Raw genomic sequence first — 23,011 nt, forward strand, 5'->3', positions numbered from 1 at the left:
TCAAAAAACATACTCCGAGGCTACCTTCCACTTCTTCTTCTATCTCTTTTCACCAACCAGAGACTCTCTTTAAGAATACAAAATGTACTCCTCCTCATCAACGTAACATCATTTTAACAAAGCCCTGCTTTAAAGTCAAATACAAATGTATTTTTAGATAAAATATCTAATGTATTTTTAGATAAAATAAGTCCTGTTGTTGGATAAATAATCCAAACAATCATTAATTAAAAAAGTAAAAGCTTTCTTCATCCCTAATTCATTTTTTATGATAATTGAGTAATAAAATTGTGAACAGAGTCCAAATAATACATCAATCGAGATAATTTAATAATATTTTCTATTTCATCATGTGTATAATCAATTAATGGAACAATATTCATTAAACAACAAAGTAATAACTTTTCATCTTCTTTCAATTCTACTTTCTTAAGATAATATTCACTAAAACAATCTAAATCAAACAAAATATCTGGTATTCTTTGATAAATATCAAATAAATCATAAATTGGTAGATCTATACAAACATTATCAATTGATATGAATCTTTTTTCTTTTAAAGAAATATGATCATAGTCAAAATGTTTATAATTCATACATACTCTAATTTGATGATATTGAGCGGTATGTTCCATATATCTTGATAAATACTGCCGCGCACTACACAAAGATTCATATATACGATAATAATTCATGACTAACATCCATTGACTAGGTGAACGCATAGCAATATTTTCAAAATTTTGAATCATTTGTTCATAATATGCACTACGTTCATTGATAATTTGAAGAATATCCTGATTTAATGTATCAAAATATTGCTTATTCACTTTGGTATAATAAAAACTATGATAATGAAGATATGCAAGTGTTTCAAAATAAAATTTGATTTTCATTTCTTTAAGCATACCTTGACTATTATCAATGTATGGCATCAAATAAACATATTGGTTTTGATAGACTGTAAGATACTCATTGTTTTTATTTAATAAAATCTTTGTAAAACATTCCAAATGTAATGTTTCAATATACTCATATATTGTTTCTAGATGTTTATCGTTTACAACTTTTAAAACAAAGTAACCTTCTTGACTTTTGACTTTATAAACATGTGATGTTAAAGTAATTAATCCAATAGCATGAATACCATAATAATCTAAAATCAATTCTTTCATGAATAATATGGCACAATAACAATCGTACCTTGGGTCAATGGACGATCATGATTGTATGCTTTAAGTTGGTACTCATCTACCTGATAATGTTTTGCAATTGACTGATAATTATCTCCATCCTGAACAATATATAAATAATAAGTACCAAGATCTTCATCATCATCCTCATCATCATGATTTTCAATTTTTTCTTTGATTGTCATTTCTTGTGGCTTTGGGCTTTCTAAAATAACTGGTTCTTCAGTAATTGGTGGCATCTCTTCAATTGTTTCATTAACGGGCACAGCTACCTCTTCTTCTCTTAAAAGTTCTTCAATTTCTGAAGCAATATCTTCATCATCAATTGGTACTTGTGGTATGGCAGATGTTTCAATAACACGATCTTCATCATCCTGCACACCATAAATACATGCCTGTATAACAAGTGTTAAATTACCATCATTGAGAGTATAATCAAAATCTTCAACCTTCACATGAAAGTCACGTTTATCCGTAATTTTCTCAAACTGTGCTAAAATATCTAAATCAATGGTTTCATGAAAACTATTTTTAGTCTGATCATCTTTATACTCACCATTAATCATAATACTACCAACTGCACGCATCCCTTGATTTTCCATTTTATAACTAATAGATTCATCAACAGAAATAGACACCAATTCTTTTAATTGATGATTCAAATCAACTAATTTTTTAAAATATATTTTTTGCATACTTTCCCTCCTAAGAAACTGTATGCAGAAAAATACAAATTATGAAAAAAAAGAAGTCATCACTTCTTTTCAAATAATTCTATCGCCTGTTTTAAAACAGCAGCTCCATTCATCATACCATATTCACGCATTCCAATATTAGCAATTGGAACATTTGGTGCTTCAGATTCAATTTTCTTTTGAGCATAACGAACTTGTGGTCCTAACAAAATAACATCGGTCTTTTGAGCATTTGCTTTGACTTCATTTGCCCCTACTGCCCAAATATCCACTTCAATATTCTCTTCATCTGCTGCTTTCTTCATTTTTTCAACTAACAAACTGGTTGACATCCCCGATGCACAACACAACATAATTCTGATCATATTCATCCCCCTTACTTGTCACATTATACAACAATTTATAAAATTTGTTAAGAAATTATTTATCACATAGTTTTAAAATACAATCCCAAATTTCTTCAATTCCTGTTTTAGATAAACTAGAAAATCTAACAAACATATCATCTTTATCAAAAGACAATGTCTCTTTAATTAACTTTTCATTTTTCTTTAAATCATTTCTTTTTAGTTTATCTTCTTTCGTAGCTACAACAATAACAGGAATCTGATAATATTTTGCATATTGATACATTTCAATATCATCACGAGTTGGTTTATGTCGATAATCAACAATTAATACTAATCCTTTTAAAGTATCACGTTCTTTCAAATATGTATCAATCATTTCACCAAAGCTTTCTTTAATTTTATCATGGACTTTTGCAAAGCCATAGCCTGGTACATCAACGAGACGTAATTCATCATTAATGTTAAAGAAATTAAGTGTTCTGGTTTTTCCAGGCGTTCCTGATACTTTCGCTAGTTTACTATGATTTGTAATTGTATTAATGAGACTTGATTTTCCAACATTACTACGTCCAGCCAAACAAATCTCTGGCAAATTATTTTCAGGCCATTGTGATTTCCAAGCTGCACACAATACGAATTCAGCTTTTTTTATTTTAAACATTGTCTTCCTCCTTATGCAATATACACATTTCTTTTCTTTATACATCTTAACATAAAAACATCAAAATACCTAGTAAAAAAAGAACTGTTAAAAACCCATTAAAACCTATCTTAAAAAATCATTTTATGATCATAAAAAGCAAAAAAGAGTCCATAGACTCTTATTTGACTAAAGCATTTTCTAAAACAGTATCAATATGATCAGCTAAAACAATTTTTAAATCTTTTTGAACTGATTGAGGAATTTCATCTATATCTTTTTCATTATCTTTAGGAATAATAATTGTACGAATTCCACTACGATGAGCAGAAATAGATTTTTCCTTCAGTCCACCAATTGGTAAAACTTGTCCTCTTAAAGTAATTTCTCCTGTCATTGCAACATCATCACGTACAGGTCGATTACTAAACGCTGATAAAATTGCAGTTGTTAAAGTGACTCCAGCACTTGGACCATCTTTTTTCACTGCTCCTTCAGGAACATGAATATGGATATCTTCCTTATCAAAAGCAATATCCTGTAATCCATATTTTTCACGATTTGCTTTCATATAATCAAGCGCAATCGATGCTGATTCTTTCATCACATCTCCCAATTGTCCAGTAATAATAAATTTACCTGTACCATTAAAATGGTTTACTTCAATTGGTAAAATATCTCCACCATATTGTGTATAAGCCATACCAGTCACAACACCCACTTGTGGTTTATCTAATTTCTTAGTATGTTCAAATGGTGCTTTGCCTAAATATTCTTCTAAATCCTTCACTTCCACAATTAATGAAAGTGCAGCATTTTTTAGAATTTTTAATACAGCCTTACGACAGATTTGAGCAATTAATCTCTCTAATTGTCTCACCCCTGCTTCTCTTGTATAATGACGAATAACAGACATCATTGTTTCATCAGGAATCACTAATTGTTCAGCTTTTAACCCATGTCTTTCAAGTTCTTTCTTTAAAAGATGACGTTTTGCAATTTCTAATTTTTCTTGTTCTGTATAAGAAGAAATTTCAATAATTTCCAAACGATCACGTAATGGTTCAGGAATTCCACCTAAATCATTTGCAGTCGCAATAAAGAGAACTTTTGATAAATCATAAGGTTCTTCTAAATAATTATCTGAAAAGAATTGATTCTGTTCAGGATCCAACACTTCAAGCATAGCACTTGTTGGATCACCCTTATAATCACTAGACATTTTATCAATTTCATCCAATAAGAACACTGGATTAATAACACCAGCCTTTTTCATACTTTGGATAATTCTTCCTGGCATAGAACCTAAATAAGTTCTACGATGACCTCTTACTTCTGCTTCGTCTTTCACTCCACCTAAGGAAGCTTTCACAAATTTTCTTCCTAATGCTCTAGCAATAGACTTAGAAATAGATGTTTTTCCGACTCCTGGTGGACCAACCAAACAAATAATTGGAGCATTTAATGACTGTGTCATTTGTTTCACTGCTAAATGTTCAACAATTCTTTCTTTTGGCTTTTCTAATCCAAAATGATCTTCTTCTAAAACACGTTCAACTTCACTAATATCTTGAACATCTTCTGTCTCTTGATACCATGGTGTTTTTAAAACCCAATCAATATATGTTCTGACTACGTTAGCTTCTGAAGAAGCAGCAGGCATCATATCATAACGTCTTAATTCTTCTTCAATTTTATCTTTAATATATTGTGGATATGGTTTTGTATTGATTTCTTCTCTAATATAATCAGTATCATCTTCTTTATTAGGTGTATCCCCTAATTCTTCTTTAATAGCACGTAGCTTTTCTCTTAAATAATACTCTTTTTGATTCTCATCAATACTTTCTTTCACTTTAAGATTAATTTTTTCTTCTAACTCATTAATAACTTTTTCTTCTTCCATACTTGCTAAGACAAGTAATAGACGTTTATTAATATCACATTCAGCAAGAATTTTTTGCTTTGTTTGTAATTCTACATTAATATATTGACCAATTGTATCTGCTAATGCACTGGCACTCATACCTTGAGATAAATTTGAAAAGACTTCACGAGGAAACATTTGTAAGTTTTTATTCATTGATTGCATTTGTTCAGTTACTTTACGCACTAATGCAACTTCTTCTGTTTTCTCACCTTGAATATCTTCTAAATATTTAACCTTAGAGAATAAGCATCCATCTCTTTCTTCAAGATTTAAGATTTCAACTCTTTTTTGTCCTTCTACTGTTAATTTAATTGTTCCATGATTATCTCTCTTAATTCTTCTTTTGACTTTACACAATGTTCCAAAATGAAAAACATGATCATAATCTGTATTCTCATCAATTGGATTTTTCTGAGAAATAAAAACAATATTTTCATCAAATTCATTAATACTTTTTTCAATTGCTTTTAAGCTAAAACTTCTTCCAACATCCAAAGAAATTTCATGTGTAGGAAAAACAATCATTCCTCTTGTACAAATGACAGGTAAATCAACGACAATATCTAATTCTTCCATAATTCATTACCTCCTTTACAAAGATGAAATTCTTTATCATCCAGTTCTTCATTATTATATATAATAATGTTTCACTTGTCCATCCAAACGCCTTACTAAAACAAGACGCGTCAAGCGTCTTATTTCACGTTATCTTTGATTAATTGAACAGCTTTACGAGTTGCTAAATCTGATTTAATTTGTCCTAATTGACCTTCAAAGATTTTCTTGACTTCATCAAATTCTCTACCATAATAAGTAGCAATTTCTTTGATTTCTTCATCAATTTCTTCATCACTGACTTCAATGTTTTCAACTTTGACAATTTCAGCTAAAATCAAATTAAACTTAACACGTTTTTCAGCTTGTTCTCTCATTTCAGCTTTCATATCATCCATTGTTTTACCAGTTAATTGTTGGAACAATTCCATATTTAACCCCTGTTGAGATAAATTTTGTTCCACTTCTCTTAACATTTGATCCGTTTCAGTTGCAACCATTGCTTCTGGAACTTCTAATGGAGTATTTTCGATAACTGCGTTAAAAATATCATCACTGAACTTAGATTCTACTTCACTTTGTTTTCTATTTTTAATTTGTTCTTTTGTATATGTTTCTAAATCAGCTAATGTTTCAATACCATCAATATTTACATCTTTAGCTAATTCATCATCAATTTCAGGTAATACTTTTGATTTGATTTCATGAACTTTTACTTTAAAGATAACTTCTTGTCCTGCTAAATCAGCAGCTTGATAATTTTCTGGGAATGTCACGTTAATTTCTTTTTCTTCATCAACTTTCATTCCAACAACTTGATCTTCAAAGCCAGGAATAAATGACCCTGAACCGATTTCTAATTCATGATTTTCAGCTTGTCCACCATCAAAAGCGACACCATCTTTAAATCCTTCATAGTCAATAACTGCTGTATCACCGTTTTCAACAACACCACCATCTTTAATCACAAGTTCTGCAAATTGATTCTGATAATTCTTTAATTCAGCTTCAATTTCTTTCTTTGTAACTTTGACTTGACCTTTTTTAACATCTAAACCTTTATATTCACCTAATGTCACTTCAGGAGCAACTGGTGCAGTCACTGTTACTTTTAAGATGTCTTCAGTTAATTCATCAATTTTTACTTCTGGTTGTCCAACAGGATGAATGTCATTATCTAATAAGATTCCTGCATAACTTTTTTGTAAAATAACATCTGTTGCTTCTTCTAAAATAGCTGCTTTACCAATTCTTGCTTTCACCATTTTAGCTGGCGCATGTCCTTGTCTAAAACCATCAATTTTTACATTTTTAGCTAATTTGTCTAATGCTTTTTTTTGTGCATCTTGCCACTCTTCAGTTGTAAAAGTGACTTTTACTTCCATCATACATTTTTCTAGTTTGTTACAAACTGTTTCCATTTATACTTCCTCCATTATTTCAACACGCATATTATACATGAAACATCATAAGAATGCAACCATTTTAACACTCTATTTGCTTGAGTGCTAAAATTTGCTGTTCTATCTCATTTTTATCACAATAATACCATATTTCTAAATCTTCCAAGTCAACATCCATCGATTGTAATGTTGCTACATAATAATGTATAGCTGCTGCCCAAACATTATATTCATCATCATAAATCTCACGCGGATAAAATGCGTAAAGAATATATTCTAGATAATCAATACATTGTTCTAAGAGTACGGGATTATCTGATTCAATCACATTTTCTAGATATTTAAGAATCCCACTATATTGAGGCTGTTCTAAAACCAAAGGCATATAAGTTGGATTCATATCATATATCATTCCAAATTTTTCAATTTGTAAATCTTCATCAACCTGCTGATCAATCATTATTTCTAGTAATAATGTTTTTGCAAAAAAGTGACGATAAGGATTAACAAGATATTCACGAATTGTTGGAATAAGCATACGGACATTTAACTGCTGAAGTTGATCAATTGCCATATACAAAAGATCTTCATTACATTCTTTCTTTTTAAGAATCTGATCAATTTCTTCAACTGAAAAAATTTGATTTTTTGATTCCACTTCATAATTCATCTCTTGTTTTTCAAGTAAGATTTCATCATATGCTGTATTAAATAACATTTCATATTGATAAGGAATATATGGCATTGAAAGTTCTTCAATTAAAATATTAATAGCTTCATCAAACTCATTTAATTCCTTTAATGTTGTGACATACATTGAAACAACATCATAATATGTCTCTTTAGCATTTGCTTTTGCCCATGCACCTTCTGCTTTAGCCTTAGCGTATTCACCTAATCCAACTAAACAAACAAGACGCAAATAACGTGTATTTTCATCATTCATATCCGTTAATAATGAAAGTGCCTGAGTATATTCACCCATTTGAATCAATTCTTCAATCATTCTTCCACCTCCTTGACTTGCAATAGACATTCTATCAAAGATATAACTTTTAATCAAATAAAAGTCAAATTATTTTTCCTTAATAGCAATCTTTAGAACATCAATCAAATATTCATACAAATATTGATTTTTGCAAACCTCATAAACAAATGACATTTATATTATATAGAAATAACATATTTATATTTTGTCATAGAAAACAAATTTACTTCATACTCATATTCGTGATATAATAACAAAAGAAATGGAGTGAAGAAAATGATTATTGGTATACCAAAAGAAATTAAAAACAATGAAAATCGTGTATCTATGACACCAGCTGGTGTTATGGCTTTAACAAAAGAAGGTCATCAGGTCCTTGTAGAAACAAACGCTGGAATTGGTAGTGGTTTTAGTGATGATGAATATCGTCAAGCGGGCGCTACAATATGCCAGGTTGAAGATGTTTTTCAAAAAGCCAATTTAATTGTTAAAGTAAAAGAATATCTTGAGAGTGAATATAAATATTTACGTGAAGATCAAATGGTTTTCACTTATCTGCATATTGCTAGTAATGAACCTTTTGCAAAAGCTTTGATTGAATCACGTACAACTGCTATTGCTTATGAAACTGTTGTTTCAAAAAAACGAACTTTACCACTTTTGACACCAATGAGTGAAGTGGCTGGACGTATGTCAGTTCAGGTAGGTGCAACCTTATTACAAAAAACACATGGTGGCAGTGGTTTACTGCTTGGTGGTGTTCCAGGTGTCATGCCTGCTGAAGTCGTCATTATTGGTGGTGGAACTGTTGGTTTCAATGCTGCTCGTATTGCAAGTGGTTTAGGTGCTCAAGTTCATGTCTTTGATGTTGACGCTGAACGTATGGCATATATAGATGATATCAGCAATGGAACAATTCACACTATTTATAGTAATGAATATAATTTACGCAATGCTTTAAAAACCGCTGACCTGGTTATTGGAGCAGTCTTGATTCCAGGTGCACGTGCGCCAAAAATCGTGACAGAAGATATGGTTCAAACAATGAAACCAGGTAGTGTTATTGTTGATGTTGCTATTGATCAAGGTGGTTGTATCGAAACATGCGATCATACAACAACACATGATCAGCCAACATTTGAAAAATATGGTGTCTTACATTATTCTGTAGCCAATATGCCAGGTGCTGTTCCAAGAACTTCAACAATTGCTTTGTCTAATGCGACGCTTCCATACATTTTAAAATTAGCACGTTTAAACACAGAAGCTTTAAAACAAGATGAAGGATTCTTAGCTGGTCTTAATACTTATCAAGGTATGTATACGTGTCAAGCTGTAGCTCAAGCACTACATGCTTCTTATCACGACCCAAAAGAACTATTGTAATTAAAAATGTCATGTGTAATGCATGACATTTTTTAATTACAAAAAAAAGAATGATTTTCAAATCATTCTTTTATTCATCACCGAAACAAACACCTATTGCTTTAGCAGCTCTTACTAATTCACCATTTGGATCAACACGTTTTTGTTTACCAAATTTAGCATCACCAATAACTTCTTCTAAAGATGTATAATCCATATTTTCACCATGAAGTGTTACAACATTACCAAATTTTCCTTCATCAATAAGTTCACACGCTTTTACACCAAAGCGGATTGATAAAATACGATCATAAGCACTGATATCTCCACCACGAATAATATGTCCAGGGTTAACAGAACGAACTTCATGATTTGGAATCACTTTTTCTAAATCATCAGCAACTTTTGCAGCCAATCCACTATAACGCACTGGATCAGGTGAATCTTCAACAATCTTTCCAATGACTTTCGTACCATCAGCATATTTAGCACCTTCAGCAACCGCAATAACTGTATATGGCATACCAGCTTCATCACGTTTTGCAACATGTCTCGCAATATTTTCAATTGTAAATGGAATTTCTGGAATTAAACAAACACCAGCATTTCCAGCTAAACCAGCATATAACGAAATCCAACCTGCATCTCTTCCCATTAATTCACAACAAATAACGCGATGATGAGATTTTGCAGTTGTTTGTAAACGATCAATAAATTCAGTACCGACACTCATGGCACTGATAAATCCATATGTCAAATCAGTACTTGCTAAGTCATTATCCATTGTCTTAGGAACACCAATGACATTAACACCTTTTCTTGAAAAATCTCTCGCACTTGTTAGTGTCCCATCGCCACCAAGAACAACAAGAACATCAACGCCTGCTTTCTTTAAATTTTCGACACCGACATCACTAACATCTTTTTTAACCTTACCACCTTTTCCATCATCAACAAGATAATCAAAAAGGTTATCTTTATTAGAACTAAATAAAATAGTTCCTCCTTCTTTATAAATATCTTCAACTTTTTCTTCTGTTAATTCAATATAATTGTTATTGTATAAACCACGATAACCATAAACATAGCCAATAACTTCCCAACCATATTTAGAGATTGCCGTCTTTGTTATTGTTCTTATAACAGCATTTAATCCTGGACAGTCTCCACCACCAGAAAGCAATGCAATTCTTTTCACTTTCTTTTCCATAAATTCATCCTCCATTTTTTTCCTACTTATCTATTATAATAAAAATCGAGCAAGACTACAACACAAAAATGAATACGTTTACATATTTTTGTAAGAAAAAGCAATATTTCTAAAAATCTTTTTCTTCAATAAAGCAGTTTCCCTTCTGCTGATTCTTTGCTTTATATAGCATTTCATCAGCAACATGCATAACTTCCCAAATATTTCTCTTAGAATCTATCCAAGCCAATCCTCCTGAAGCATGTAAATAGACATCAGGATGCTGCAATAATGTTAATTTAACCTTTGACATTTCATTCCATAATTGCTCAACAAAATTAACAATATCTTTTGTATTTTCAAAATTATATAAAAACATACAAAATTCATCACCTGAACGTCGCGACAGTAGAGAACAGTCTGGTGCAAACATATTTAAGAAATAAGCAAACTTTGTTAAATAAATATCTCCAAAATCGTGACCGTACATATCATTAATTTGTTTAAAGTCATCCAAATCCAGCATAATTGCAGCAGCACATTTTAATTCATGATTAGAAATTAATATTTTTTCGACTTGTTGAATAAATGCTTTATATATGAAAAGATGAGTTAAAGCATCATGTTCAGATTTATATCTGAGTTGACAACGTTGCAAATAATCTTGTGTCACATCTTCACAAGTACCTAAAATATCATCTTCATAGACAACATGAATTTTGACATAATATTGATCTTTAAGACAATAAGTATTGATATCAACTTCATTTTGTAAAATACTTTCCAACTTTTCTAAGAAAAGTCTTTTATCTGCAAATAACTTTTTGGCTTCTTCGTCATCAAGATGTAAAAGATTTTTTAAACGTGATGTAACGAGAACATTTTGAACATCCTGACGGCATTCAAAAGCAGCAATTGGGACATCCGTCATTTCAATGATTTGTGAAACTTTAACTGTTGCATTAAGAATTCCTTCTATCATTGCATTAATATCTTGACTTAACGTTTCTAATTCAGGTGCTGTTTTCACATCAACCATACGATCCAAATGTCCTTTTTGAATATCATGTAAATCATCAATAATCTCATGAACACCACTAATAATATAGCGATTAACAATTTGATTAACAACAATTAATGAAACAACATAAATTAATAAAAGATAAAATGCAAAAGTTAATGTCTCACGCAAACGTGTTGCATATAATACTTCTTCTGGAATTCCAACCCCAAAAATAATGTTATCAAATTCTTGGGTTAAAATATAACGTTTCTTTTGATCAACAGTGAGAAACTTTCCGTCTGTAGCTGACTGAAAATCAGTTTGTGTTACACCTAATTCTTCAATATTATCAGTTTTGGCATATTTTTCATCAGTATGAGCAAGAAGTTCACCTGTATTACTATCAATAGCAAATAAGCTCTCACCTGTATCCGTAGGAATATTGGCAAATATATAAGCATAAGTATTTCGCTTTTTAGCTTCTATCAGTCGTGCTGGTTCTAATCCTACTTGCACAATTCCTTTTTCATCCGGCCTTGAAACACCTACATATTGCATCATTTTCTCTTCTGCTGTATTTGGCTGCATCTCTTGAATAAGATAACTATCCTGAGAATCATTTTCAAGAATTGATAAGAATTCACTGGTCTGTTTTCCATCATGGAAATCAATACCAACATATTTTGAAACGGTTGAATAAACGATAATTCCTTTATCATTGGTGACATGCAATTCATCAACATTTAATAATTTTAAGATCTGATTTAATTCATTTGTTTTCTTAAGAATACTGGCATCTTTTTGAATCATATAGGAGAAAGCTTTCGCACGTGTCAAATAATCCTCATTTAAACTTTCTGTTAAAGTTGTTAATTCTAAATCATTATTTTGAACAACTGAAATCATTTGATCCATTTTATTTTGAAAAGAACGTTGTTTCTCATTGACAAGCGTTATTCCCACTGCATTATAATGGAACATTAAAATAACAATCATAGCTACAATCATAATCAACAACAAATATTTTCGAATTATTTTCTGCATAGTTATACCCCGATTCAACAATGATGTTTCTTTATTAATCATATCACATTTTTGAATATTTGAAAATCCATCAAAAAATCTCATCTAATGATGAGACTGATTTTCAAATTCTTTTAAGATTTCTTTAACTTTTTTAACAGGTAATCCAATGACATTATCTTTATCACCAATAATATAATCAACAAAACAATCTGCACTTCCTTGAATCCCATAGGCACCAGCTTTGCCCTGCCATTGACCCGAAGCAATATAGTCATCAATCAGTGATGAGATATCTTTAAAACAGACTATTGTTTTTTCGACAAAAGTGTACAATTCTTTACCAAAATAAATGGCAACACCAGTATAAACAGTATGTTGTTTCCCTGACAACATTAGAAGTATCTTTCTGGCAGCTTCTTCATCTTTTGCTTTGCCAATGATTTGCTCATTAAAATAAACAATTGTATCTGCTCCAATGACAATATCATTTGGATATTTTTGATGAATTGGATAGGCTTTATCAGCTGCTAATTGAGTCATTCTTTTAGAAATAGGTAATGATTGATCCATAATTTCATCAATAGAAGAAGCATCGATTATAAAATCGATGCCCTCTCTTTTTAACAATTCACGTCGTCTTGGCGACGAAGATGCTAAAATAATTTTATTCACCAGATTTTTCTTCCTTTGGTGCTACTGGTTTAGGAAGCAATGCTTTGCGTGAAACATTAACACCCTTATCTGTAATTTTTGTAACCTTTACTTTCACAACATCACCTAATTTTAAAACGTCTGAAACTTTATTGATTCTTTCATGAGCCACATCTCCAACATGTAAGAAGCCGTTTGTACCTTCAAATAATTCAACAAACGCAAATTTATCTTCTACACGGACAACTTTACCATCATAGATTTCACCAACTTCAGCTTTACGTACAATATTTTCAATGAGTTTAGCTGCTTTTTCAATTGCTTCTTGATCAAAATGATAAATTGTAACACGTCCATCTTGTTCAATATCAATTTTAACATCATCTGATTTTTCAATGATTTCATTGATATTCTTACCACCTGGGCCAATCACATCTTTAATTTGGTCTGGATCAATTTTCATCATAAAGACTTTTGGTGCATATGGACTTAATTGATTTCTTGGTTTATCAATAGCACCTAACATACAATCCATAATTTGTTGACGTCCAGCTTTTGCTTGAATTAAAGCTTCCTGCAAGATTTCTTTTGTAATTCCATCAATTTTAATATCCATTTGTAAAGCACAGATACCTTTTTTTGTTCCAGCAACTTTGAAATCCATATCTCCTAAATGATCTTCCATTCCTTGAATATCAGTTAAGATAGTATAGCTATCACCTTTTTTAACAAGTCCCATAGCAACACCACTTACTGGATTGCTAATTGGTACCCCTGCACTCATTAATGCCATAGATGAAGCACAAATAGATGCTTGTGATGATGAACCATTTGATTCTAAGACTTCAGAAACTACACGGATTGTATATGGGAACTCATCTTCACTTGGAATAACTTGTGCCAAAGCTCTTTCACCTAATGCTCCATGACCAATTTCACGACGTCCTGGGGCACCCATTCTTCCTGTTTCACCTACAGAATATGGAGGGAAGTTATAATGATGCATAAATCTCTTTTGATCTTCTAATCCTAAACCATCAATTTTTTGATGTTCACCTAATGCACCTAAAGTACACACTGAAAGCACTTGTGTTTCTCCACGTGTAAATAACGCTGAACCGTGAACTCTTGGTAATAAATCCACTTGTGCATTTAATGGACGCACTTCATCAATTTTTCTTCCATCTGGTCTTATTTTATCTTCAGTAATTAATCTTCTTACTTCATCTTTTTCTAAATCATGTAAAACCATTTTGACTTGTTTAATAACATTTGCTTCTTCTTTAAAATCAGCATATTCTCTTTCTTCAAATAACGCTACAACCTCTGCATTAATATCATCAATTGCACCATATCTTTCTAATTTACCTGGTATAGACACAGCTTTAATCATTTTTTCTTTAGCTAAAGCTTCTACTTCTTCAACAATTGCAGCATCTAATTCAAATAAAGGAATTTCAATTTTTTCTTTTCCACAAGCTTCAACAACTTTTTCTTGGAAAGCAATTAATTCCTTGATTTTTTCATGACCAAACATTAAAGCATTAAGCATAGTATCTTCATCAACTTCTTTAGCATCTGCTTCAACCATATTAATAGCTTCTTTTGTTCCTGCCACTTCAAGATTAATTAAACTTCTTTCCATATCCTCTGGTCCGGCATTAATTGTAAACTCACCATCAATTAATCCAACATTGACACCAGCAATAGGACCATTGAAAGGAATATCTGATAAACATAGTGCCAGTGATGCTCCAAACATTGCAGCCATTTCTGGAGATGCATCCTGATCAACTGACAATACTGTATTCACAACTTGTACTTCATTTCTAAATCCATCAGCAAATAAAGGACGAATTGGTCTATCAATCATACGTGCTGTTAATGTCCCATGTTCACTTGGACGACCTTCACGTTTTAAAAATCCTCCAGGAATTTTTCCTACAGAATATAACTTTTCTTCATATGTAACTGTTAATGGGAAAAAATCCACATCCTTTGGTTCTTTACCCGCAACTGCTGTAGACAAAATAACCGTATCATCATATCTCACCAAAACAGAACCATTTGCCTGTTTAGCTAATTCTCCTGTTTCTACAGTTAATGTCTTTCCATAAAACTCTAAACTAAATACTTGTTTTGACATATTATATTTCCACCTCTTCATTATCCTAGTCATTATAGCATAAATTGTCTTAATAACAAAACATTTATTTTGAGATATTCTACAATCATTCAAGAAAAAGAAACAATTTTCATTGTTTCTTTCCCAAATTCATCAAATGTTGATAAAAAATAACTATTAACATTTCATAAGATAAACATATACTTTATTTTAAAAGCAATCAAAAACATTATTTTATAACAAACATCATTATTCAAATCTACCTTTATATTCCTAGAAAAATACCAGCAACATTAAAATAAACCAGCAATGATAATGCATCAACAATTGTTGTAATAAACGGACTTGCCATAACTGCTGGATCAAAACCAATTTTATCAGCCAAAATCGGTAGAATACATCCCACTAATTTAGCAACAACAACTGTCACAAATAAAGTGAGACAAACCACAAATGCAACCAATGTCGTTGTCTGATCAATCAATAAAATTTTTACAAAATTAGCAATAGCTAAAGTGCCTCCAACAATAATCGAAACCTTCATTTCTTTCCAAATAACCATTGGCAGTTCTTTAAATTCTACTTCATCTAAAGATAAGGCACGAATAACAGAAACAGATGCCTGTGAACCACAATTTCCTCCTGTATCCATTAACATGGGAATAAAAGCAGTTAAGATAACATATGTAGACAATGCTGTTTCAAAACCCTGAATGATTTTTCCAGTGATAGAAGCCGATATCATTAATAATAAAAGCCATGGAATACGTTTTTTATAAGTTTCAAAAACACTTGTTTTCATATAAGGCTGATCAGTTGGTGTAATGGCTGCCATCATTTCAATATCTTCTGTTGCTTCTTCTTCTAATATATCCATAACATCATCGACTGTAATAATACCAACTAATCTATTTTCATTATCAACAACTGGCATAGCTGCAAAATCATATTTTTGGAATTGTTTTGCAACTTCTTCTTGATCATCTAATGTATGAACAGTAATCACATTTTCTGTCATTAATTCTTTGATATTTTCATCTTCACTTGCCAAAATGATTTCTCTTAATGTCACAATCCCTAACAGATGCTTTCTCGCATCAGTGACATAGCAAACATTAATTGTTTCTTTATCAAGTCCAATTTGACGAATACGTTCAATAGCATCACTTACACTCATATAAGCGCGTAAATCAACAAACTCAACAGTCATGATACTTCCAGCTGAATCCTCAGGATATTTTAACAAACTATTGATATCTTGACGCGTTTCTTTATCTGTTGCTGCTAAAACACGCTTTACAACATTCGCTGGCATCTCTTCAAGCATATCAACAGCATCATCAGAATACAAATCATTCATAATTTGTCCAATTTCACGATTTGTTAATGATTCTATAATCATTTGTTCATATTCTACTGGAATATATGAGAAAACATCAGCTGCACTATCTTTAGGTAATAATCTAAACAAACGAACAACATCTTCTCGATTATCTATTGTTTCAATGATTTCAGCAATATCTGCTTCATTTAAATCAACTAATAATTCTCTAATTTGATGATATTTTTTATTATTCAATAAATCCTTAATTTGAATTTCTAATTCTTCTATTCTTTTTTCCATAATTGTCCCTCCAAGATATTATTGTATATATAACGGATAACGGCTCAGGAACATCATTATTACCATAAAACATACAAATCACATCCTTTCATGACAAAATCTATCATTATTATAAACGAGAAAAAGAAAAAAAGATATTCTTTTTTTGAATATCTTTTATCTTCTTAATCCTAATCTGTCAACCAATGCTGTATATCTATCAATATCTTTATTTTTTAAATATTTTAATAAATCTCTTCTTCTACCGATTTTCTTTAAAAGACCTCTATTTGAATGATGATCTTTTTTATGAACTTTGAAATGTCCATTTAACTTATTAATATCAGCAGTTAATACAGCGATTTGTACTTCTGGAGAACCAGTATCTCCTTCTTTAGTTGCATATTCTTTAATAATAGCAGTTTTTTCTTCTTTAGTTAACATTTTCTTTCCTCCTTATTTAACTTAGCTATTTCCAAGGTATAGGTCGAGGACTCTTATATCCTAGATATAGCCGCACTAGTTATTATAAAGGATATTATACAGAAGTCAAGATTTTTTTGGAGTCAAATTCTATTCTTTTCAAGCACTTGAAAACATGTTAAAATAAATACAATTAGGAGATATATTATGCAAAAAATTGGATTTATAGGCGTTGGTGTGATGGGGAAATCTATGGTTAGAAATTTACAAAAAGCTGGCTATAGTGTGACCATCTACACAAGAACAAAAGAAAAAGTCATTGATTTAATTGATGAAGGCATTTTTTGGAAAGATAATGTAAAAGAGTGTGTAAAAAATCAAGATGTGATTATGACAATGGTAGGTTATCCTCATGATGTTGAGGATGTTTATTATGGTCAAGATGGCATCATTCAAAATGCTAAAAAAGGTGCACTCTTAATCGACTTTACAACTTCCTCACCTGCTCTAGCACAAAGAATTTATGCTGATGCCAAATCAGCTGGGTTAAATAGTTTAGATGCTCCTGTATCTGGTGGCGATATCGGTGCTCAAAAGGCAACCCTTTCAATCATGGTTGGTGGTGATTTGAATGCTTTTCATCAGGCAAAAGCTTTATTTGAAAGTATTGGTCAATCAATTCATCATGTTGGTGAAGCTGGGATGGGTCAACACACAAAAATGGCCAATCAAATTGTAATAGCTGGAACTATCGCAAGTGTTGTAGAAGCTATTCATTATGCGCATACAATGAATCTAGACACAAACATAATGATGCAATGTATAAGCCATGGAGCAGCTGCAAGTTGGCAGTTGGAACATAATGGACAAGCTATCATCGAAGAGAATTTTGAGCCAGGATTCTATATTAAACATTTTATTAAGGATATGAAAATTGCTCAAAAAGAGATGAGTATTCATAGTACACATCTCCAAGTTTTAGATCAAGTATTAAAAATGTATGAAAATCTCAATGAAAATGATAAAGGAACACAAGCTCTTATTCATTATTATGAAAAAGAGTAGTTCTTTTTTCTTTTTGACCTTTAATCATATAAATGGCTAATGCTAATAAAATAAATCCAATGAAATGTAACCAATCAAATTTTTCATTTAAAAAAAAGAGTGATTCAAAATAAGTAATAATAGGATTCAAACTCAAAAAAAAGCTTGTTTTTAATGCTCCTATTGTTCCAATAGATTTCATATAAATGACTTGAATATAAGCAAAACCAATTCCTGAAATGATGATAAATAATAACCAATGAAAAAGTGATATTTGTAATAATGGTTCAAAATGCAATTGTCCCTTATAATAACAATGAATACTTAAAAAGATAAAACCATATAATAACTCATAAAAAGATAATGTTAAACAATTGTGTAAGTTCCATTTTTGAATAAAAACATTGGCCAACATATATAAAAGCATACCTATAAACAAATACCAAAAACCAATCTTAATAGAAAAAATCTGAAAACGAATCGAGAGTAAAAAAGCAAAAACAGTAAGACAAATTGCTATATATTCTTTTTGACTCCCTTTTTGTTTTAACAATAAGATAGAAAACACAAAAGTTAATATAGGTGCTAATGCATTCATAAAAGCATTATCAATACCCTTCACTTCATTCATACCTAAAAAAGTAAAAAAGAAATTTAAATAAATAGCTAAAATACCAATAATCAAAGCTTTTTTTTGATAATCATATTGAAAAGATATTTTTTTCCATGCTAAATATCCACCTAAAAAAACAAATGATAAAAAAACACGCATAGTTGCCAATAATAAAAAGGGAATTTCATGCAATAAAAGCTTCATAACAATAACATTACTTCCCCAAAAAAAGCTTGCTAATAGAAGTTGTACATAAATAGACATTTTATCACCTAAAATAGTATGCACCTTTTTATAATATTTAAAAGTCAAAAAATTTTTTATGAATAATATTTGATAGAAATAAAATGAACCATCGTATAATGAGGTTCATTTTGCTTCTTAATATTGATGTGATTTTCCAACAATCTCATTGATATCCTGAATTCCCATTTCATCAAGGATATCATTCATTTCTTGAATGATTTTAGGACATGCATAAGGATCCACAAGATTTTGACATCCCACAGCTACAGCACTTGCTCCAGCAATCATCATTTCAATAGCATCCTTACCACTGCTAATTCCACCCATCCCAATAACTGGAATATCAACTGCCTGAGTAACCTGATAAACCATTCTCAAAGCAACTGGGAAAATTGCTGGTCCACTATAGCCACCTGTTTTATTGGCAATAATAGGTTTGCCACTCTTAATATCAAAACGCATTCCTATCATTGTGTTGATCATTGTAATACCATCTGCACCAGCCTCTTCAACAGCTTTTGCCATTGCCACAATATCTGTCACGTTTGGAGAAAGTTTAACATATACTGGTTTTTTACTGACGGCCTTTACAGCACGTGTTAATTCAGCAGCCATTTCTGGATTCGTTCCAAACTGAATACCACCACAATGAACATTTGGACAAGAAATATTTAATTCTAATGCTCCAACCATATCATGTGCCGATAATCTTTTAGCAGTTTCTACATAATCTTCCGGTGCACTTCCGCCAATATTAGCAATGACTTTATCATGATATAATGGTTTGAGTTTTTCTAATTCTTCATGCAAAACGGCTTCAACACCAGGATTCTGTAATCCGATTGCATTTAACAAACCACTTGGTCCCTCAGCAATGCGAGGCAATGGGTTTCCATAACGTGGTTCGAGAGTGGTTCCTTTCAACATCATCGAACCTAAAACATTAATATCATAAAATTTAGCAAACTCATACCCAAAGCCAAAAGTTCCACTGGCAGGAATTACAGGATTTTTCATATCTAGTCCTGGTAATTGAACTCTTAAATTAGCCATTGACGATCACCTCACTTGAATGTAATACTGGTCCTTCTACACAAATTCTTTTATACGGTTTGGTTTTGACTTTACATGAACATCCCATACACGCACCAAAACCGCATCCCATGCGCGCTTCAAATGAGAGATATCCCTGATCTGGATATGACATAACCAATGCATCTAGCATCTTTTCAGGACCACATGCATAATAAATATCCATATCAAAATGATGTGCTTTTAAAACATCAACAACAGTTCCTTTTTCACCCAAACTGCCATCCATTGTAGCGATGAAAGTCGGACATAATGCTTCAAATTCTTTCTGATAAAAAACAGCCTCTTTTGTATTAAAACCTAAAATAGCAGTTACTTTTGTTCCTTTTGACAATAATTTTTTTGTTAAGTTATACATTGGCGGAACACCTAATCCTCCCCCAATCACAACAGCATGCTGACATGACATATCTTCAAAACCATTCCCCAAACCTGTTAAACAATCTAATTGATCACCAATTTGTTTTTGGGTTAAAATTTTTGTACCTTCACCAACAACTCTAAAAATAATCGTTATATGTTGATGATCATAATCACAAATACTCATTGGTCTTCTTAAATAAGGCTGTAAAGAGTCATTAATTTTAATGTTAATAAATTGTCCTGGATTTGTAATATATGAGGCAGCCTCTCCCTCTAAAACCATTTCATAAACATCTGAAACTAATTCTTTTTTTGACACAATTGTCATCATTCCCTGATAATGAGCCACTTACATCTCCTCCATTTTCATCATTTTTCCATTAATAATATTTGCTATTATCTTGCCATAACACTGAACATTAAGAAATGGTGTATTGATAGATTTAGACTTTATATCTTTTTCTAGAATTTCAAATGATTGTTCCAAATCAAAAACACATAGATTAGCAACATCCCCTTCATCAACCGTTCCTTTTAATCTCAATACGTGAGCCGGTCCTATTGTAAGAGCATCTAAAATCGTCTCTAATGAAACAACATCTTTCTTCACTAAATATGTATATAACAATGGAAAAGCATGTTGAATGCCAATAATTCCAAATGGTGCATCTTGAATAGGACGATTCTTTTCTTCTCTTGCATGAGGAGCATGATCAGTCGCAATCACTTTAATTGTCTGATCATTAAGTCCCTTAATTAATGCCTGATGATCCGCTTTTGAACGAAGTGGCGGATTCATTTTATAATTAGGATGACAATCTTTGATATTTTCTTCAGTCAAAATCAAATGATGTGGTGATGCTTCTCCAGAAGCAGGCAATCCTTCATGTTTTGCTTGTCTTAACAAGTCAACAGTTTCCTTTGTAGAAATATGACAAACATGATAGCGATTCTGATAATGACGAACAAGTTCTAAATCTCTTTCAACTTGTTTATATTCAGAAGCACTATTAATTCCAGTTAAACCATGTTCCTTAGCATAAATCCCATCATGAATACATCCCCCATGAAGTTCGCTTTCATCCTCACAATGAGCAACAATGATTGAATCAACATTACTCGCTAATTGCATTGCTAAATCCATCATTTCATCACTTTGAACCCCTTTTCCATCATCGGAAAAACCTAAAACAATATCTTCTTCAACAAGATGAGCCATATCTACTAATTCTTTACCTTGTAAACCTTTTGTAATCGCACTATAAGTATAAACATTCACATGACCATCTTTTTCTACTCTCTTTTCAAAATCATGAACTGTATCTAAATTATCCATGCAAGGCTGGGTATTGGCCATCGCTACAATTGTTCCATAACCACCATATAAAGCACTTAAACTTCCAGTTGCTATGGTTTCCTTATGTTCAAATCCTGGTTCTCTTAAATGAACATGCATATCAATAAAATTATGTGAAACCATTTTCCCTTTTAAATCATATGTAAGAACATCTTTTTGAATATTGTCATCAATTTTTGTAATGATTCCATTCTCAATAAGAATATCAACAATCTGGAATTTTTGATCTTTATATAAATTTGCATTTTTTAATAAATAATTATTCATCTTCTAATACCTTATGAATCATCGCCATTCTTACATAAACCCCATTATGCATTTGCGTAAAAATACGACTCTTCTCACTTTCTACCAATTCATCTTTAATTTCTACATCTCTATTAAAAGGTGCTGGATGCATAATAATTGCTGTATCTTTTAAACGATTATATCGTTTTAAAGATAATCCATAAATTTCATGATATTTTTCCTTAGAAAAATTCTCATCTCCAGCATGTCGTTCATGCTGTACACGCAATAACATCACAACATCCATATCTTCAATCACATCATCAAAATTGACATAATTGTAACCTTCTTGTTTATATTCTAATGGTCCTGAAGTATAAACCGTCATACCCAATCTTTGCATAACTTCATAATTTGAATGAGCAACTCTTGAATGCAGAATATCTCCGACAATGACAACTTTTAGTCCTTTAAAATGACCGAACTCTTCTTTAATTGTCATTAAATCTAGTAACGATTGTGAAGGATGATTTCCTTTCCCATCACCAGCATTTAACACTGGAACTTTTAACCCAGTTAATTGACGATAATAATCCTCATCAGTATGTCGAATCACTAACGCATCGCACCCAATACTTTCAAATAACTTACAAGTATCATAAAGTGTTTCACCTTTCTTTAAACTTGAATTACTTGCTTCAAAATTTTGAGTTCGGCAACCCAAATTACCAGCTGCCATATCAAAACTATAATGCGTTCTTGTTGATGGTTCAAAAAAAAGATTAGCTACCACCTTTTTTTGATGATAATCTATCTCTTTACCATTTTTAAATGCAATAGCTTCATCGATTAATTCCTCAATTTCATTAAGACTCAAATCACTTAAATTCACAATATTTTTCATCTTTGTCTCCTTCCAAAAAAAATAT

20 protein-coding genes and 1 other annotated feature (1 of these 21 cut by a window edge) are annotated in these 23,011 nt (G+C 31.4%); of the genes, 2 read left to right on the plus strand and 18 right to left on the minus strand.

What is annotated here, in order from left to right:
* Positions 1–110, minus strand: a binding site (T-box leader); it reaches 94 nt to the left of the window's first position.
* A gap of 156 nt (positions 111–266) precedes the next feature.
* From BN1865_RS02790 to BN1865_RS02820, 7 genes are all read right to left on the minus strand, one after another.
* The gene (locus tag BN1865_RS02790) at positions 267–1,175 is read right to left on the minus strand and encodes a hypothetical protein (protein ID WP_050635742.1); all 909 of its coding nucleotides are present in this window, start codon (positions 1,173–1,175) and stop codon (positions 267–269) included.
* Positions 1,172–1,888, minus strand: coding sequence for a LysM peptidoglycan-binding domain-containing protein (locus tag BN1865_RS02795; RefSeq protein ID WP_050635743.1), 717 nt, complete (start codon positions 1,886–1,888; stop codon positions 1,172–1,174). Before BN1865_RS02795 ends, BN1865_RS02790 begins: the two co-directional genes overlap by 4 nt.
* Before the next feature lie 59 nt (positions 1,889–1,947).
* Entirely contained in the window at positions 1,948–2,253 is a 306-nt protein-coding gene (locus tag BN1865_RS02800; protein ID WP_050635744.1) for a PTS sugar transporter subunit IIB, read from the minus strand.
* Between the two features lie 55 nt (positions 2,254–2,308).
* A complete protein-coding gene (gene yihA / locus BN1865_RS02805) occupies positions 2,309–2,899 on the minus strand; it encodes a ribosome biogenesis GTP-binding protein YihA/YsxC (protein ID WP_050635745.1) in 591 nt (196 codons plus the stop codon).
* 160 nt (positions 2,900–3,059) lie between these two features.
* Entirely contained in the window at positions 3,060–5,384 is a 2,325-nt protein-coding gene (lon, locus tag BN1865_RS02810) for an endopeptidase La (RefSeq protein ID WP_050635746.1), read from the minus strand.
* Positions 5,385–5,503: 119 nt separating this feature from the next.
* Positions 5,504–6,784 carry a trigger factor gene (tig, locus tag BN1865_RS02815; protein ID WP_050635747.1) on the minus strand — a complete coding sequence of 427 codons (1,281 nt, stop codon included), beginning with the start codon at positions 6,782–6,784 and terminating at the stop codon, positions 5,504–5,506.
* A gap of 64 nt (positions 6,785–6,848) precedes the next feature.
* Positions 6,849–7,829 (minus strand): hypothetical protein, encoded by a 981-nt coding sequence (locus BN1865_RS02820; RefSeq protein WP_232780301.1) that lies wholly within the window; start codon positions 7,827–7,829, stop codon positions 6,849–6,851.
* Between the two features lie 201 nt (positions 7,830–8,030).
* On the opposite strand from BN1865_RS02820, the gene ald reads away from it, so the two are divergent.
* Positions 8,031–9,140 carry an alanine dehydrogenase gene (ald, locus tag BN1865_RS02825; protein WP_050635749.1) on the plus strand — a complete coding sequence of 370 codons (1,110 nt, stop codon included), beginning with the start codon at positions 8,031–8,033 and terminating at the stop codon, positions 9,138–9,140.
* Between the two features lie 70 nt (positions 9,141–9,210).
* Here ald and BN1865_RS02830 read toward each other — a convergent pair whose 3' ends face one another.
* The 6 genes from BN1865_RS02830 to rpsO all read right to left on the minus strand — a co-directional run bounded on the left by BN1865_RS02830 (position 9,211) and on the right by rpsO (position 17,160).
* Complete coding sequence (locus BN1865_RS02830; protein ID WP_050635750.1) at positions 9,211–10,329, minus strand: 6-phosphofructokinase; 1,119 nt, start codon at positions 10,327–10,329, stop codon at positions 9,211–9,213.
* A 109-nt stretch (positions 10,330–10,438) separates the two neighbouring features.
* Entirely contained in the window at positions 10,439–12,439 is a 2,001-nt protein-coding gene (locus tag BN1865_RS02835) for a sensor domain-containing diguanylate cyclase (protein WP_050635751.1), read from the minus strand.
* A complete protein-coding gene (locus BN1865_RS02840) occupies positions 12,440–13,009 on the minus strand; it encodes a Maf family protein (protein WP_050635752.1) in 570 nt (189 codons plus the stop codon). It lies immediately after the preceding gene.
* Entirely contained in the window at positions 13,002–15,134 is a 2,133-nt protein-coding gene (gene pnp, locus BN1865_RS02845; RefSeq protein WP_050635753.1) for a polyribonucleotide nucleotidyltransferase, read from the minus strand. The genes BN1865_RS02840 and pnp overlap by 8 nt, the downstream gene beginning before the upstream one ends.
* A 244-nt stretch (positions 15,135–15,378) precedes the next feature.
* Positions 15,379–16,737: a magnesium transporter gene (mgtE, locus tag BN1865_RS02850; RefSeq protein ID WP_050635754.1), complete on the minus strand. Its 1,359-nt coding sequence runs from the start codon at positions 16,735–16,737 to the stop codon at positions 15,379–15,381.
* 156 nt (positions 16,738–16,893) lie between these two features.
* Complete coding sequence (gene rpsO, locus BN1865_RS02855; RefSeq protein ID WP_050635755.1) at positions 16,894–17,160, minus strand: 30S ribosomal protein S15; 267 nt, start codon at positions 17,158–17,160, stop codon at positions 16,894–16,896.
* A 186-nt stretch (positions 17,161–17,346) separates the two neighbouring features.
* Between rpsO and BN1865_RS02860 the strand changes: the two genes are divergently transcribed.
* Entirely contained in the window at positions 17,347–18,204 is an 858-nt protein-coding gene (locus BN1865_RS02860; RefSeq protein WP_050635756.1) for an NAD(P)-dependent oxidoreductase, read from the plus strand.
* On the opposite strand, the gene BN1865_RS02865 is transcribed toward BN1865_RS02860, so the two are convergent.
* The 5 genes from BN1865_RS02865 to BN1865_RS02885 all read right to left on the minus strand — a co-directional run bounded on the left by BN1865_RS02865 (position 18,179) and on the right by BN1865_RS02885 (position 22,986).
* A complete protein-coding gene (locus BN1865_RS02865; RefSeq protein ID WP_050635757.1) occupies positions 18,179–19,060 on the minus strand; it encodes a DMT family transporter in 882 nt (293 codons plus the stop codon). The genes BN1865_RS02860 and BN1865_RS02865 overlap by 26 nt on opposite strands.
* 117 nt (positions 19,061–19,177) lie before the next feature.
* The gene (locus BN1865_RS02870; protein ID WP_050635758.1) at positions 19,178–20,095 is read right to left on the minus strand and encodes a dihydroorotate dehydrogenase; all 918 of its coding nucleotides are present in this window, start codon (positions 20,093–20,095) and stop codon (positions 19,178–19,180) included.
* On the minus strand, positions 20,088–20,846 hold the full coding sequence (locus tag BN1865_RS02875; RefSeq protein WP_050635759.1) for a dihydroorotate dehydrogenase electron transfer subunit: 759 nt from the start codon (positions 20,844–20,846) through the stop codon (positions 20,088–20,090). Before BN1865_RS02875 ends, BN1865_RS02870 begins: the two co-directional genes overlap by 8 nt.
* Positions 20,847–22,121 (minus strand): dihydroorotase, encoded by a 1,275-nt coding sequence (locus tag BN1865_RS02880; protein WP_050635760.1) that lies wholly within the window; start codon positions 22,119–22,121, stop codon positions 20,847–20,849.
* On the minus strand, positions 22,114–22,986 hold the full coding sequence (locus BN1865_RS02885; RefSeq protein ID WP_050635761.1) for an aspartate carbamoyltransferase catalytic subunit: 873 nt from the start codon (positions 22,984–22,986) through the stop codon (positions 22,114–22,116). Before BN1865_RS02885 ends, BN1865_RS02880 begins: the two co-directional genes overlap by 8 nt.
* Positions 22,987–23,011 lie beyond the last annotated feature (25 nt).

This window comes from Candidatus Stoquefichus sp. SB1 (genome assembly GCF_001244545.1).
Lineage (GTDB): Bacteria > Bacillota_I > Bacilli_A > Erysipelotrichales > Coprobacillaceae > Stoquefichus.